Source organism: Pseudomonas sp. NFPP04 (assembly GCF_900113815.1).
Taxonomy (GTDB): Bacteria; Pseudomonadota; Gammaproteobacteria; order Pseudomonadales; family Pseudomonadaceae; genus Aquipseudomonas; species Aquipseudomonas extremorientalis.
Map to the genome: position 1 here is coordinate 65,572 of NZ_FOQS01000017.1, position 15,098 is coordinate 80,669.

Here is a 15,098-nt window from a genome sequence, read left to right on the forward strand (position 1 = left end):
TCGCCGTGGCCAACCATTCCGACCTGCGTAATACCTTGTCCCTCGACAGCCTGAATTTCTTCCTCGCGGATGTGCGCGACGGCCTCGGTCCCTACCTGGCCATTTACCTGCTGGCCGTGCACAAATGGGACCCGGCCAGCATCGGCGTGGTCATGACCCTGGCAGGCATCGCGGCATTGATCACCCAAGGCCCGGCGGGCGCGTTGATCGACCGCACCCGCAGCAAGCGCGCGGTGATTGCGCTGGCCGCCATTGTGGTAACCGTCAGTTGCCTGATGCTGCCCTTTGTCAGCTCGTTCAGCCTGGTGGCATTGACACAGGCAGCCAGCGCTGTCGCTGCCTCGGTGTTCGCGCCGGCGATTTCCGCGATTTCCCTGGGAATCACCGGACCGCGCGCGTTCACCCGCCGCACCGGACGCAACGAAACCTTCAACCACGCCGGCAATGCCGTGGCTGCCCTGTTGGCCGGCGGCCTGGCCTACTTGTTTGGTCCGGTGGTGGTGTTTTACCTGATGGCGTTCATGGCGCTCGCCAGCATCATTGCGATCAGCTGTGTGTCCGCCGAGGCCATCGACCATGAAGTGGCCCGCGGCTTCGACCCGGAACATCACACCGACCATGAACAACCATCCGGGATGAAAGTACTGCTGGCCAATCGTCCGCTGCTGCTGTTTGCCATTTGCTGCGCCCTGTTTCACTTGGCCAACGCCGCCATGCTGCCGCTGGTCAGCCAGAAACTGTCGCAGATCAACCTGCAGATGGCCACGCCGCTGACCTCGGCATGCATCGTCGCCGCGCAGTTGGTGATGGTACCGATGGCCTGGCTGGTCGGACTCAAGGCTGACCTGTGGGGGCGCAAACCGTTGTTGATGATCGGCTTCATGATCCTGCCGCTGCGCGGCGTGCTCTACACCTTGTCCAATGATCCTTACTGGCTGGTGGCCGTGCAAATGCTCGACGGCATTGGCGCGGGGATCTTCGGCGCGCTGTTCCCGGTGATCGTCAAGGACCTGACCCAAGGCACCGGCCGCTTCAACGTCAGCCTGGGCGCCCTCTCCACCGTGTTTGGCCTGGGCGCGGCGTTGAGCAGCAGCCTGGCGGGTTTCGTGGTGCAGCAAGCCGGCTACAACGCTGCCTTCCTGACGCTTGCCGGCGTTGCGGCGCTGGCCTTGGCGTTGTTATGGCTGGCGATGCCGGAGACCTTGGAGAAACCTTCCTTCGCCGGACATACAACTGTCGCCTGACATATGCGACAATGCGCGCCAAATTCCAACACACATCCCCCATTTTCTGCTCAGCGACCGGGTTTCGCGCCTTGATGTCGCTGTTGACGCATGCCTGAAGGCTCTTGCCAACACGCTCGCAACCCATTGATAGGTAAAGTAATTGATCTCCACAGCTAACATCACCATGCAGTTCGGCGCCAAGCCGCTCTTCGAGAATGTCTCGGTCAAGTTCGGCGCTGGCAACCGTTATGGCTTGATCGGTGCCAACGGTTGCGGCAAGTCGACCTTCATGAAAATCCTCGGCGGCGACCTCGACCCGTCCGGCGGCCAGGTCATGCTGGAACCGAACGTACGCCTGGGTAAACTGCGCCAGGACCAGTTCGCGTACGAAGAATTCACCGTGCTCGACACCGTGATCATGGGCCATGAAGAGCTTTGGAAGGTCAAGGCCGAGCGCGACCGCATCTACTCGTTGCCGGAAATGAGCGAAGAAGACGGCATGGCCGTGGCCGAGCTGGAAACCGAGTTCGCCGAGATGGACGGCTACACCGCCGAATCCCGCGCCGGTGAGCTGCTGCTGGGCCTGGGCATTCCCCTGGAACAGCACTTCGGCCCGATGAGCGAAGTGTCTCCAGGCTGGAAACTGCGCGTATTGCTGGCCCAGGCGCTGTTCTCCGATCCTGAAGTGCTGTTGCTCGACGAACCGACCAACCACCTGGACATCAACACCATCCGCTGGCTGGAAAACATCCTGACCCAGCGCTCCAGCCTGATGATCATCATCTCTCACGACCGTCACTTCCTGAACAGCGTGTGCACCCACATGGCTGACCTGGACTACGGCGAGCTGCGCCTGTTCCCGGGCAACTACGACGAGTACATGACCGTGGCGACCCAGTCCCGCGAGCAACTGCTGTCGGACAACGCCAAGAAGAAGGCGCAGATCTCCGAACTGCAATCCTTCGTCAGCCGCTTCTCGGCCAACGCCTCCAAAGCCAAGCAGGCCACCTCCCGTGCCAAGGCGATCGACAAGATCCAGCTGGCCGAAGTCAAGCCGTCGAGCCGGGTCAGCCCGTTCATCCGTTTCGAGCAGAACAAGAAGCTGCACCGCCAGGCAGTCATGGTCGAAAAAATGGCCAAGGGCTTCGACGGCAAGCCGCTGTTCAAGGACTTCAGCTTCCAGGTCGAAGCTGGCGAACGCGTGGCGATCATCGGCCCGAACGGTATCGGCAAGACCACCCTGCTGCGCACCCTGGTCAACGAACTGACCCCGGACGCCGGCAGCATCAAGTGGACCGACGCCGCGGAACTGGGCTACTACGCCCAGGACCATGCGCATGACTTCGAAGACGACGTAACCCTGTTCGACTGGATGGGCCAGTGGACCCAGGGCGAGCAAATGATCCGTGGCACCCTGGGCCGTATGCTGTTCTCCAACGACGAGATCCAGAAGTCGGTCAAGGTGATTTCCGGTGGTGAGCAGGGCCGCATGCTGTTCGGCAAGCTGATCCTGCAAAAGCCGAACGTACTGATCATGGACGAACCGACCAACCACTTGGACATGGAATCCATCGAAGCGCTGAACCTGGCGCTGGAGAACTACCCGGGCACGCTGATCTTCGTCAGCCACGACCGTGAGTTCGTCTCGTCCCTGGCCACCCGTATCATCGAGTTGAGCGCCACCGGCGTGATCGACTTCAGCGGCAGCTATGACGACTACCTGCGTAGCCAGGGTGTGGTGTTCTAAAGCACTCCGCCAAAAAGCCGTGCCAAGCGGGCCCGTTGTGATTGAGAGGGCCTGTTGTGATTGAGCGGGCCTGTTGTGGCGAGCGGGCTTGCCCCGCGTTAGGCTGCGAAGCAGCCCCAATAGAAAACACCGAGTTCTGTCAGACAGAGCGCGGTGTTTTTTAGGGCCGCTTCGCGCCCCAACGCGGGGCAGCCCGCTCGCCACAACAAGCCCGCTCGCCACAACAGCATCGTTTACCGCACAAAGCCTATTCATCAGACAAAGTCGTTAGCCAGCTTCCTTTTCCCCCGCGCCCTTGCCATCATGCCCGCACCGCCCGCCCGCGAACGAGTGCCCATGCCTGCCGCCGCCCCCAGCTCGATATCGATCACCCTGCAGATCGTTTCCATTGTCTTCTACACCTTCATCGCGTTTATCTGCATCGGCCTGCCGATTGCGGTGATTCCTGGCTATGTACACGAACAACTGGGTTTCAGCGCGGTAGTGGCCGGGATCACCATCGGCTCGCAGTACCTGGCGACGCTGCTCAGCCGCCCCATGGCCGGGCGCATGTCAGACAACGTCGGCACCAAGCGCGCGATTGTGCTGGGCCTGGCCGGGATTCTAGTGAGTGGCGTACTGACGTTCTTCGCCACGCTGGTGGCAAGCCTGCCATCGTTGAGCCTGGGCATCCTGATCGTCGCGCGGCTGCTGCTGGGGGTGGCCCAGGGGCTGATCGGCGTGGGCACCATCAGTTGGTGCATGGGCGCGGTGGGTGCGGAACACACCGCACGGTCGATCTCGTGGAATGGTATTGCCTCCTACGGTGCCATCGCGATTGGGGCACCGCTTGGCGTGGTGATGGTCGCGGAATATGGCTACAACAGCCTCGGCATCGCTCTGACGGTATTGTCCGCGCTAGGGCTGGTGCTGATCCGCAATAAACCCTCGGTGCCGGTGGTACGTGGCGAACGGCTGCCGTTCTGGGCGGTATTCGGACGTATCGCGCCGTTTGGCGCCAGCCTGTGCCTGGCTTCGATTGGCTACGGCACCCTCACCACCTTTATCACCCTGTACTACCTCAATCGTGGCTGGGCCGGCGCGGCTTACTGCCTCACGGTATTCGGCGTGTGCTTTATCCTGTCGCGACTGGTGTTTATCTCTGCCATCAGCCGTTTCGGCGGTTTTCGCGCAGCCGTTGCCTGCATGACCATCGAGACCCTCGGCCTGACCCTGCTGTGGCTGGCGCCGTCCACCGGGGTGGCATTGATCGGCGCCGGGCTGACCGGCTTTGGCTTGTCGCTGGTGTACCCGGCGCTGGGTGTGGAAGCCATCAAGCAGGTGCCCAACAGCAGCCGTGGCGCGGGACTGAGTGCGTATGCGGTGTTTTTTGACCTGGCCCTGGCGATTGCCGGGCCGTTGATGGGCGCCGTGGCGCTGAACCTCGGCTACGGCTGGATCTTCTTCTGTGCCGCACTGTTGTCGGTCACGGCCCTGGGCGTGACCCTGCTGCTTATGCGCCGCGCTTACTGATCAGCGGTCTGCAAGCCCGCCCGGGTAGATTGGCCGAGGGTGTGACTGAAGAACCGCCCCGCCTCGGAGATCAGGTCGCGGTGAATGCCTTCGCGATCAACCCCGTCGGCATCCGTGCAGATCGCCGGCATTGTTGCCAACTGATCGCTGTCGCACGGCGCCATGAACACGAAGTGCCCTGCCCCGGCCAGTAGCTTGAAGTCCGGCGGCTCCGGCAGTTTGCGCGCCAGCGCGGCGGCGTTCTTGTCCACCGCCACCAACTTGTCACCGTCGCCGCTGTAGAGCAGCACGGGCACATGCACATCGGCCAGGGTGTGACGGCCGAACATCAGGCTCAGCGGTGCCATCAACATCAAGGCATGAATGCGCGGGTCGGATTGCGGTTGCAGGTCATCACGGTCCACCACCAGTTCACCCTTGGTGGTGCAGGCGTCGCGATCTTCCGGACGCTCCTGGCAATACCGGCGCAGGCGGTCGAAATCCGGCTTGGCGCCGGCCAGGATCAACGCGGTCTCACCCCCGGCTGAATAGCCAATGACACCCACCTGGTCCACGTTGACGAACGGCGAGAGCATCGGGTCGCCCAGGGTGGCGGTGATCGCTTCGGAAATCTGGATCGGCCGCCCGTACAAGTTGCTCACCGTGCCCAGGCGACTGTGATCCTTGTAGTTGTCGCCAGGGTGCAGCACCGCTACCACTACAAAGCCCTTGCGCGCCAGGGAGGTGGCCAGGTCATGCAGCGCCAGCGGCGTGCCGGTGTTGCCGTGGGACAGCATCAGCATCGGGAAACGGCCGATGGCGATCTTGGCGTCTTCGGTAGCGGCGACGTGGTAGGCGCCCAGTTGCGTGGTGTGCTCAAGGCCGGTGGACGGGTAGAACGCCACGGCTTTCATCGGCTGCAGGTCCAACGGATCCAGAAACGTCATGCGATGGAAGCCCACACTCCAATGCGGGTGCGGCGCAGGTGCGGCGTGCACTGAAATCAGGCCGCCGAGCAGGGAAAGAACCATAACGGCACAAAGACGCATCATGGGGATGTCCACCTTTGCTGCGTGAGAACCGACATATCGAAAAAAGTCCAGGGTGTTAAACCCACGCTTGCACAACCTGGGCCAAAGTAATGACAGCGCACAAACGAAAAAACTCCGTACTCCGTTCGCTTTGAGGCGAGCAGAATACAGAGTTTAGGCGCCCGGCTTCAGAATGAAACCGAGGGAAGGTGGAATTTACACAAGCCTTACGCGGTGGCGAACAATTGTTCGTTGATGACTGCGTTGGCGTCGTTCAGGGCTTTGCTGCGCACTTCATCACCGTAGGCCAGGCCTTCGGCGCGTACGATTTCGATATCGGTGATACCCAGGAAGCCGAACAGCAGCTTCAGGTAGCCTTCATGGGCAGCACCCGAGGCCTGGCCGGCGTGCAGGCCGCCCGCGGTGGACACGATGATGACCTTCTTGTTGCCGCACAGGCCTTCAGGACCGGCTTCGCTGTAGCGAAAAGTCTGGCCGGCGACGGCGATACGGTCGATCCAGGCTTTCAACTGGGTCGGAATGGTGAAGTTGTACATCGGTGCGCCAACTACTACTGCGTCGGCGGCGAGGAATTCAGCCAGCGACGAAGCGCTCAGGTCAGCCTCATGCTTCTGCGCGGCATCACGCAGTTCGGCGGCGGTGCCTAGGGCGCCGAGGGTTGCGCCGGAAAAGTGGTTGATGCCTTCGCTGGCCAGGTCACGGTAGGTCACTTCCACACCCGGTTCAGCCGCTTGCCAGGCCTTGACCACGCCCGCGCTGAGCTGACGGGACGCCGAGTTGTCGCCGAGGATGCTGGAATCGATATGCAACAGTTTCATGCGGAATCTCCAAGTGAGGATCGCCGTGGGGCGTTCGAGTGAGGTTCATCCTACAGATGATCCGAATAAAGGATTAGACCATTGAAACGCGACTGTTTGTCCCGCCAGCAGGACAATGTTCAATGGGACGACACGTAAATCGACGCCGACGTAGGCGCCGGCAACGCATAGGTGCGTTTCATCCACTGGATTTCCGCCTGGGGTGTGCGCCCGAAGAAGCGCTTGAACTCGCGACTGAACTGCGAAGGGCTTTCATAGCCGACCTTGGCACTTGCCGTGGCGGCGCTGATATCGCTGCGCAGCATCAGCAAACGCGCCTGGTGCAGGCGCGTGGACTTGAGGTACTGCATCGGCGAGGTGTCGGTGACCGTGCGGAAATGCGCGTGAAAGCTCGGCACGCTCATCATCGCCTCCCGGGCCAACGCCTCCACGTCCAGGTGCTGGGCATAACACCCGTGGATCTTGCGAATCGCCCGCGCCACCTTGCCGAACTGCCCCTGGCGATTCAACGCGGCGCGCATCGAACCGCCCTGCTCGCCCGTAAGGATCCGGTAGTAGATTTCGCGCATCAACGCCGGGCCGAGGATGTGCGCGTCCATCGGCGTGCCCATGGCTTGCAGGAAGCGCAACAGCGACTCGCTGAGCAAGTCATCCATGGGCGATGAATACATACCCCGCGGTTTGGCGTCGACCAGCGCCGGAAACTCATCCAGCGCTACCATCAGTTCGGCCGCGAGGGTGAAGTCCAGGCGCAGGTACACCGCCAGCATGGGCTCGGCTTCGCTGGCGTCGGTCTCCATGGTGAACGGCACCGGCACTGACACCACCAGGTAATGCCGGGCGTCGTACAGGTAAACCTCATCCCCCAGGTAACCGCGCTTGCGCCCCTGGCAGACCATCACGATGCCGGGGTCATACAGCACCGGCACCCGCTGCAACGGGCGGTTGGAGCGCAGGAAGCGCACGTCATCCAGAGCGCTGAGGTTATAGCCCTCGACAGGCGCCAGGGTGTCCATCAGCGCGATGATTCTGTCTGTACGGTCCATGGATCCAGGCCTCTGTGCAAAGTACCAAGGTAGCGCGCAATCCGCATCCAGGCTACGGCCTCATAGGAATAGGCAATCAGCACATTGGAATGGATATTCGCTCAAACACTGTCTCTGCGTAGCCTGGAACCGCACTTTCAGCCCTCGGAGACTCCCCATGCTTATCGTCTACAACCCTGCTACCGGCGAAGAAGTCGGCCGCGTCGCCCAGAACACCACCCACCAGGTCAAGGCCGCCGTCGACCGTGCCTGCGCCGCCTTTCCCGCATGGTCGTCCAGGCTGGCCAAGGAGCGCAGCGACCTCCTGCGCCACTGGCATGACGCAGTCAAAGCCGACAAGGAAGCCTTCGCCGAATTGCTCTGCCGCGAAAACGGCAAATGCCTCAGTGAAGCCCGTGGCGAGATCGACTACGGCCTGGGCTTTATCGAGTGGTATGCCGAAGAGGCCAAGCGCGTGTACGGCGACACGATCCCTACCCATGACCGCAACGCCAATGTGCTGGTGACCAAGGAAGCCATCGGCCCGGTCGCGGCCATCACCCCATGGAACTTCCCGTTCATGATGATCACCCGCAAGGTCGCCACGGCCCTGGCCGCCGGTTGCACCATGGTGATCAAACCCGCCGAGGATACACCGCTGACGGCCTTCAAATTACTGGAGTACGCACGCAAGGCTGGCATCCCCGAAGGCGTGCTGGAGGTGGTAGCGGGCGACCCCAGGGAGATCGGCCTGATCCTCACGGGCGACCCGCGTATCCGCAAGATCTCGTTTACCGGTTCCACCGGCGTTGGCAAATTGCTTGCCGCACAATGCGCGGCAAGCATCAAGAAGATGACCCTGGAGCTGGGCGGCAACGCGCCGTTTATCGTGTTCCAGGACGCCGATCTGGATGAGGCGGTGAAGGGACTGGTCGGTGCCAAGCTGCGCAACTCAGGCCAGGTATGCATCTCGCCGAACCGGATCTTTGTGCAGCACAGCATCCTCGAAGACTTCATCCAGCGCGTGCAGCATGCAGTGGCCGGGATCGAAGTGGACCAGGGCCTGCGTGAAGGTTTTGTGGTCGGCCCGCTGGTCAATCAAGCGGGCTTTGACAAGGTCGTGCGCCTGGTGGAAGCCGCCAAGGCTGCCGGAGCCAGCGTGCTGATGGGCGGCAGGCCCCACGCCAAGGGCGGCCTGTTCTACGAGCCGACGGTGTTGACCGGTTTGCGGGACGACTCCCCCCTGGCGACCGAGGAGATCTTCGGGCCGGTGTTCGCCATCTACTCGTTCAAGGACGAAGAAGAAGTGATCGCCCGCGCCAACCAGACGGAGTTCGGCCTGGTCGCCTATGCCTACACCAGCGCGCTGGGGCGATCGTTGCGCCTGTCGTGCCAGTTGGAGGCCGGGATGGTGATTCTCAACTCAGGCTCGGTCGGCACCGCGTCGGTGCCGTTTGGCGGGATCAAGCAGTCCGGTTATGGCCGCGAAGGCAGCTATTACGGGATCGAAGAGTATGTGCAGGTAAAGTATGTGTTGATGGGCGGTGCGCATTTGTAGTGGATTTGCCCTCGTCAGGCGCGGATAGTTCGTCCCATTGACAGGACAATGGGCTGACCATGCAAGACCTCAACGACCTCTATTATTTCGCCAAAGTCGTCGAAGCCGGCGGTTTCGCCGCCGCCGGCCGGCTGCTGGGAATTCCCAAGTCGCGGCTGTCGCGGCGCATCGCCGAGCTGGAAGAGCGCCTCGGTGCACGCCTGCTGCAACGTACCACCCGCCAGCTTACCCTCACCGCCGTCGGCGAACGCTACCTGCGCCATTGCCAGGCCATGCTGCTGGAGGCGGAAATGGCCGATGAGGCCGTGGCCAGCATGTCCAGCGAGCCCCGTGGGCGACTGCGGGTGAGCTGCCCGGTGGGCATGGCCCAGCACATCCTGCCGGAGCTGGTCGCCGGTTTTCTTGCCGCCCACCCTCAGGTGCAGTTGGAGATGACCCTGGTCAACCGCCGCGTCGACCTGGTGGCCGAAGGCATCGATGTGGCCTTGCGCGTGCGTGAGCTGGGCGATGAGGACCCGCTGTTGGTGACCAAACGCCTGCGCCAGGCCCAGACCGTGCTGGTGGCCAGCCCCGCACTGATGCTCGGGCGTCAGGTCACGACCCTGGACGACCTCAAGCAGCTGCCGATCCTCGGTGCACTGGAGGCGGACCGGCTGGTGCACCAGCGCATTCTCGATCCCCTGGGCAACGCCCACGACCTGGCGATGGAAGCCCGCCTGGGTATCGACGACTTTATCGTGCGCAAAGCCAGCGCCATCATGGGCCTGGGCTTTACCGTACTGCCGATGATGTACTGTGAAGAGGAACTGGCAAACGGCCGGTTGGTGCAACTGTTGCCCGAATGGTCGTTGCCGGGCGGTTGGCTCCAGGCCGTCTACCCGCATCGGCGCGGCGTGCTGCCGGCGATCCGGGCCTGGATCGACTACCTCGAAGAAGGTTTCAAAGGCTGTGGAGACCGCTTGCTATGAAGATGACCGAAGCACAAGTCGCGGCGTTCTGCCTGGCGCTGCCCGGCGCGCGCGAAGACTACAAATGGGGCGGCGTGCGGGTGTTCTCGATTGCCGGCAACAAGATGTTCGCCCTGCAAAACCTGCGTGGTGAATCGCTGGCGTTCAAGGTCGACAAGGAGCTGTTCCTCGGCCATGTGGATCGCCCCGGCATCCACCCGGCGCCGTACCTGGCGCGTGCACAGTGGATCATCATGAACACGCCCTACCCGCTGGGCGCCGAAGAACTGCGCGGCTTGTTGCAGCGTTCCCACCAGTTGGTGGTGAGCAAGTTGCCCAAGCGCACGCAGGTCGGGTTGCGGCTAGAGGACTGAGAGCAAGGTGCCGCCGAGGAACAACTGGTCCAGCCAGAACACCTCATGCAACAGCACGATCACCCAGAACAGCACCTGGTACGACACCTTGCGCGTCTTGTGCCGGAACACCTGCTGGGCAATCAACGCTCCCGGCCAGCCACCCGCCAGCTCCACGGCGTGCAGGATGTTTTCCGGGGTGCGCCAGCGGTCGGTCTGCGCTTTGCGCTTGTCGCTCCAGTACAGGAAAAACGCGATCACGCTGACGACACCATAGGCGGCCAGCGGGATCAGCGTCTCGCCGCGATACCAGACCAGCGCGGCCCCTATCAACGGCGGCGCGCACAACAGCGCGAAGATCGCCGCCTTCAAACGCGGATACTGGATGTTCAAGGCTTGACCGCCGTCCAGTCGATCCAGCCGAACTGCCAGGTCGCCAGGATCAGCAGGCCGAATGCGATGCGGTACCAGGCAAATGCCGCGTAGCTGTGGCTGGCGATGAACTTGAGCAAGCCCTTGACCGCAATCATCGCGAAGATGAACGAGGTCACGAAGCCGATGGCGAACACCGGGAAATCCGCTGGCTGGAACAGGTCACGGTACTTGTAGCCCGAGTACAGCGCAGCACCGACCATGGTCGGCATGGCCAGGAAGAACGAGAACTCGGTCGCGGTCTTGCGCGACAGGCCGAACAACAGGCCGCCAATGATGGTCGCACCGGAGCGCGACGTGCCGGGGATCATGGCCAGGCACTGGGCGAAGCCGATCTTGACCGCGTCTTTCCAGGTGATCTCGTCGACGGTGTTGGCGTGGCTACGGTGCTGACGCTGCTCGGCCCACAACATGATGATGCCACCTACCACCAAGGCGGTTGCCACGGTGATCGGGTTGAACAGGTAGTGCTTGATCAGGTCGGCGAAGATCACCCCCAACACCACTGCCGGCAACACCGCAATGATCAGGTTGATGGTAAAGCGCTGGGCATTGCGCTGGGTCGGCAAACCGATGACCACGTCGAGAATCTTGCGGCGAAACTCCCAGACCACGGCAAGGATCGCCCCCAGCTGGATGATGATGTTGAAGGCTTCGAAACGCTCGCCGCCGAAGCCGATCAAGTCGGCGACGATGATCTGGTGGCCGGTGCTGGAAATCGGCAGGAACTCGGTCAGCCCCTCCACAACGCCAAGAATCAATGCCTGTATGGCGGTCCAAAAATCCATGCTTCCCCCAAAGGTCTTGCTCTATGGCAAGCCTTGTTGATCTTTTTAATGGTTCACTGACGACAAGACCCGGGGGTGACTCTCACACCCGGTACGCAAAAATCTTGTGAAAAATCAGACAGTACTCAGGTTTTCCGAATACAGGCCGAAAGCCTATCAGACAAGGCGGAAAAGTCGATGCAGCGCCCACAATTATAAAAAGCACGGAGTGACAGGACGATGAACAGTTTGCGCAATATGTCGATCAGCCGGCGCCTCTGGCTGATCCTGATAGTCGCCGTGCTGATGCTGCTGGCCCTGGGTTTATTGATGCTCAAGCAGATCCACGACGACCTTTACCAGGCCAAGCGCCAACAGACCCAACACGTGGTCCAGACCGCCAGCGGGATCCTGACGTTTTATCACGGCCTGGAAACTACCGGCGTCATGACCCGCGAAGCCGCCCAGAAACAGGCCCTGAGTGCCGTGCGCGGTTTGCGCTATGACCATGACGACTACTTCTGGATCAACGACCTCACGCCGGTGATGATCATGCACCCGGCCAACCCCAAGCTCGACGGCCAGAACCTCTCGGCCATCCGCGACCCCGACGGGTTTGCGGTGTTCAATGAATTCGTGAGCCTGGCCAAGGCCAAGGGCGCCGGCATCGTCAACTATCGCTGGCCGAAACCGGGTGCCGAAGCGCCGGTGGCCAAGACCTCGTATATCCAGTTGTTCGAGCCGTGGGGCTGGATCATCGGCTCCGGCGTGTACGTGGACGATGTGCAGGCCGAGTTCAGCGGCCAGCTGTGGAAAGCCTCGTTTATCGGCCTGGGTATCGCGGTGCTCATGGCATTGCTGGTAGCGCTGATCGCCCGCAGCATCGTGCGGCCGTTGCAGGATGCGGTGAACGCCATGGGCAACATCGCCAGCGGCGAAAGCGACCTGACCCGCAGCCTCGACACCCATGGCCAGGACGAAGTCACCCAACTGGCCCGGCACTTCAACAGCTTCACCGCCAAGCTGCGCCAGGTGGTCAGCCAGTTGCAGGAATGCGCCAACGCCTTGGGCCAGTCGTCCCAGGAACTGGGCACCAATGCGACCCAGGCCCATGATCGCAGCCAGCAGCAGTCCCAGCAGATGGAGCTGGTGGCTACTGCCATCAACGAAGTCACCTACGGCGTGCAGGACGTAGCCAAGAACGCCGAACACGCCGCCAGCGAAATGCGCGACGCCCAGGCCCAGGCGCAACAAGGCCAGGTCAATATCGACGGCAGCCTGCAACAGATCGACCAGCTCTCCGGCACCATCAGCCAGGCGGTGGAGGTGATCCGTACCCTGTCCGCCGAAAGCACCCAGATCGGCAGCGTGCTCGAAGTGATCCGCTCGATCGCCGACCAGACCAACCTGCTGGCCCTCAACGCGGCAATTGAAGCGGCGCGTGCCGGCGAGCAAGGCCGCGGCTTTGCCGTGGTGGCCGATGAAGTGCGGCTGCTGGCCCAGCGCACACAAAAGTCCACCGCCGAGATCCAGGGCATGATCGAGCGCCTGCAGGGCCACTCGGAAGCGGCGGTCAAGGTGATCAGCGACAGCCACAGCGCCTCCCAACTGACCATCGAACAAGCCGGCCAGGCCGGGGCCAGCCTGACCGCCATCGGCCAGGCATTGCGCAACCTCAACGGCCTCAACGCCTCGATTGCCAGCGCGACGCTGCAACAGGCCCATGTGGTGGAAGACATCAACCAGAACGTCACCCAGGCGGCGGGGTTGTCCCACAGCACGGCACTGGCAGCGGAGCAGTCGAGTCTGGCAAGTGCACAGTTGCGTGGCCTGAGCGACCAGCTCGACAGCCTGCTGCGCCAATTCAAAATCTGATACGGCTTGTGGCGAGCCCGCTTAATGTGGCGAGCGGGCTCGCCCCGCGTTGGGCTGCGCAGCAGCCCTAAAACCAGACACCGCATACTGTCAGACAGTACGCGGCGTATTTATTGGGGCTGCTACGCAGCCCAACGCGGGGCAAGCCCGCTCGCCACAGAGATAATGCCCGCAGCATTCTTCTTTGGTTACAATCCCCGCCCTCTCCCACTCTCCCAAGGAACCACCATGTCCGGGCTTGAACTGTTCGCCGCCGCCCTCGGGGTGATCGCGGTGTGGCTGACCGTCAAGCAAAACCCCTGGTGCTGGCCCATCGGCCTGGTCATGGTGCTGCTCTACACCTGGGTGTTCTTCGATGTGAAGCTCTATTCCGACATGCTCTTGCAGGTGGTCTACGCCGCGCTGCAGGTCTACGGGTGGTGGCAGTGGACCCGCGCCGGCGAGGTCAAGCAAGGGCGACAGGTCACCAGCCTGGGAGTGCCGGCGATCATGGCCAGCCTGGCCGTGGGCGCAGTGGGCAGCCTGTTGCTCGGCGCCGCCATGGCACACTGGACCGATGCCGCCCAGCCCTGGCTGGACGCCGCCCTCACCGGCTTCAGCCTGGTGGCGCAGATGTGGATGGCGCAGAAACGCGTGCAGTGCTGGCCACTGTGGATCGCAGTGGATGTGATCTTCGTCGGGCTGTTCCTCTACAAAGGCCTGTACCTTACCGCCGCGCTCTATGCACTGTTCACCGTGATCGCCGTGCAAGGCTGGCGTGAATGGCGCGCCGATCCGGCGTTGCACGCATGAAGGTGGTGGTACTGGCCGGCCCGGAATCCAGCGGCAAAAGCTGGCTGGCCGCAGAGTTGCAGGCGCATTTCGGTGGGTTGATGGTCGGTGAATATGTGCGCCATTTCATCGATCACCATCAGCGCGACACCACCCTGGCCGATATCCCGGCCATTGCCCGTGGTCAACTGGCCTGGGAAGACGCCGCCCGCGCCCAACAGCCTGCGCTGTTGATCCTCGACACGCATTTGCTGACCAACAAGCTCTGGAGCCAGACCCTGTTCGGCGACTATCCGGCCTGGCTCGACAGCGAACTGCTGGCCCGCCATTACGACCTGCACTTGTTATTATCGCCGGAGGATGTGGAATGGACCGCCGACGGGCAGCGCTGCCAGCCGGACCTGGCGGATCGCCGAGCGTTCTTCCGTGGCAGCCTGGAGTGGCTCGAGCACCATCAGCAGCCCGCCCTGGTGATTCGTGGTCATTGGGCACAGCGCCGCGCCACCGCGTTGGCCGCGGTTGAACAGCTACTCGCTGGCACGCTCCAGGTTGGCATTCACCCTTAGCAGCAACGCCAGCAAGGTCGCCTCCTCCTCTTCACTGAACCCCTCCAGCGCCTGCGCGCTGCCTTGCAGCATGATCGCGCGGGCGGCGGGCATGCGTTCGCGCGCCGCGTCGGTCAGGGTAATCAAGCGGCTGCGTTTATCAGCCGGGTCAGCCACCCGCTCGATCATGCCGTCACGCTCCATACGGCCCAGCAACTGGGCCATGCTCGACTGCTCGACACGGGCAATGCGCACCAGTTCGGCCTGGGGCAAACCCTCGCTGTGCTTGAGCGCCGCCAGCACCGGAATCTGCGCGACAGCAAAGCCCAGCTCTCTCAGGCGACCTTCGTAGAGGCGGATGAAACCGCGGTTCGCCAGGCCGATTTGTTGCATGGGGTTTGGAGCAGGCGTTTGAGTCTTCATGAGGGCGTTGACTTTCCATAGGATCCTATGAACTAAATGTATAGGATCCTATAAACATCGCCAAGGAC

15 protein-coding genes are annotated in these 15,098 nt (G+C 62.3%); 9 read left to right on the forward strand and 6 right to left on the reverse strand.

What is annotated here, in order from left to right; genetic code table 11:
• Positions 1 to 5: 5 nt before the first annotated feature.
• The 3 genes from BM017_RS26600 (at position 6) to BM017_RS26610 (ending at position 4,485) form a co-directional block, all read left to right on the forward strand.
• The gene (locus BM017_RS26600; RefSeq protein WP_092250282.1) at positions 6 to 1,244 is read left to right on the forward strand and encodes an MFS transporter; all 1,239 of its coding nucleotides are present in this window, start codon (positions 6 to 8) and stop codon (positions 1,242 to 1,244) included.
• A 142-nt stretch (positions 1,245 to 1,386) separates the two neighbouring features.
• Positions 1,387 to 2,973, forward strand: coding sequence for an ABC-F family ATPase (locus BM017_RS26605; protein WP_083351449.1), 1,587 nt, complete (start codon positions 1,387 to 1,389; stop codon positions 2,971 to 2,973).
• A gap of 336 nt (positions 2,974 to 3,309) precedes the next feature.
• Positions 3,310 to 4,485, forward strand: coding sequence for an MFS transporter (locus BM017_RS26610; protein ID WP_092250184.1), 1,176 nt, complete (start codon positions 3,310 to 3,312; stop codon positions 4,483 to 4,485).
• Here BM017_RS26610 and BM017_RS26615 read toward each other — a convergent pair.
• From BM017_RS26615 to BM017_RS26625, 3 genes are all read right to left on the reverse strand, one after another.
• Entirely contained in the window at positions 4,479 to 5,516 is a 1,038-nt protein-coding gene (locus tag BM017_RS26615; protein WP_071488437.1) for an alpha/beta hydrolase family protein, read from the reverse strand. The genes BM017_RS26610 and BM017_RS26615 overlap by 7 nt on opposite strands.
• Positions 5,517 to 5,722: 206 nt before the next feature.
• Complete coding sequence (locus BM017_RS26620) at positions 5,723 to 6,334, reverse strand: FMN-dependent NADH-azoreductase (protein ID WP_092250187.1); 612 nt, start codon at positions 6,332 to 6,334, stop codon at positions 5,723 to 5,725.
• A 119-nt stretch (positions 6,335 to 6,453) separates the two neighbouring features.
• Positions 6,454 to 7,380: an AraC family transcriptional regulator gene (locus tag BM017_RS26625; protein WP_092250189.1), complete on the reverse strand. Its 927-nt coding sequence runs from the start codon at positions 7,378 to 7,380 to the stop codon at positions 6,454 to 6,456.
• Positions 7,381 to 7,537: 157 nt separating this feature from the next.
• On the opposite strand from BM017_RS26625, the gene BM017_RS26630 reads away from it, so the two are divergent.
• From BM017_RS26630 to BM017_RS26640, 3 genes are read left to right on the forward strand one after another with little or no spacing between them, the layout of a single operon-like run.
• Positions 7,538 to 8,917, forward strand: coding sequence for an NAD-dependent succinate-semialdehyde dehydrogenase (locus tag BM017_RS26630; RefSeq protein ID WP_092250192.1), 1,380 nt, complete (start codon positions 7,538 to 7,540; stop codon positions 8,915 to 8,917).
• A gap of 59 nt (positions 8,918 to 8,976) precedes the next feature.
• A complete protein-coding gene (locus BM017_RS26635; protein WP_092250195.1) occupies positions 8,977 to 9,885 on the forward strand; it encodes a LysR substrate-binding domain-containing protein in 909 nt (302 codons plus the stop codon).
• A complete protein-coding gene (locus BM017_RS26640) occupies positions 9,882 to 10,238 on the forward strand; it encodes an MmcQ/YjbR family DNA-binding protein (protein ID WP_092250198.1) in 357 nt (118 codons plus the stop codon). The genes BM017_RS26635 and BM017_RS26640 overlap by 4 nt, the downstream gene beginning before the upstream one ends.
• Here the strand turns inward: BM017_RS26640 and BM017_RS26645 are convergent.
• Together BM017_RS26645 and BM017_RS26650 are read right to left on the reverse strand one after the other, a co-directional pair.
• Positions 10,227 to 10,610 carry a DUF1294 domain-containing protein gene (locus BM017_RS26645; RefSeq protein ID WP_092250201.1) on the reverse strand — a complete coding sequence of 128 codons (384 nt, stop codon included), beginning with the start codon at positions 10,608 to 10,610 and terminating at the stop codon, positions 10,227 to 10,229. The two genes, BM017_RS26640 and BM017_RS26645, sit on opposite strands and share 12 nt — an antisense overlap.
• Positions 10,607 to 11,437 carry an undecaprenyl-diphosphate phosphatase gene (locus BM017_RS26650; protein ID WP_071488443.1) on the reverse strand — a complete coding sequence of 277 codons (831 nt, stop codon included), beginning with the start codon at positions 11,435 to 11,437 and terminating at the stop codon, positions 10,607 to 10,609. Before BM017_RS26650 ends, BM017_RS26645 begins: the two co-directional genes overlap by 4 nt.
• A gap of 219 nt (positions 11,438 to 11,656) precedes the next feature.
• Between BM017_RS26650 and BM017_RS26655 the strand changes: the two genes are divergently transcribed.
• The 3 genes from BM017_RS26655 to BM017_RS26665 all read left to right on the forward strand — a co-directional run bounded on the left by BM017_RS26655 (position 11,657) and on the right by BM017_RS26665 (position 14,628).
• Positions 11,657 to 13,291 (forward strand): methyl-accepting chemotaxis protein, encoded by a 1,635-nt coding sequence (locus BM017_RS26655; RefSeq protein WP_092250205.1) that lies wholly within the window; start codon positions 11,657 to 11,659, stop codon positions 13,289 to 13,291.
• Positions 13,292 to 13,519: 228 nt separating this feature from the next.
• Positions 13,520 to 14,083 carry a nicotinamide riboside transporter PnuC gene (pnuC, locus tag BM017_RS26660; RefSeq protein WP_010210641.1) on the forward strand — a complete coding sequence of 188 codons (564 nt, stop codon included), beginning with the start codon at positions 13,520 to 13,522 and terminating at the stop codon, positions 14,081 to 14,083.
• Entirely contained in the window at positions 14,080 to 14,628 is a 549-nt protein-coding gene (locus BM017_RS26665) for an AAA family ATPase (RefSeq protein WP_092250208.1), read from the forward strand. Before pnuC ends, BM017_RS26665 begins: the two co-directional genes overlap by 4 nt.
• On the opposite strand, the gene BM017_RS26670 is transcribed toward BM017_RS26665, so the two are convergent.
• Positions 14,590 to 15,030, reverse strand: coding sequence for a MarR family winged helix-turn-helix transcriptional regulator (locus tag BM017_RS26670; protein WP_092250211.1), 441 nt, complete (start codon positions 15,028 to 15,030; stop codon positions 14,590 to 14,592). The genes BM017_RS26665 and BM017_RS26670 overlap by 39 nt on opposite strands.
• Positions 15,031 to 15,098 lie beyond the last annotated feature (68 nt).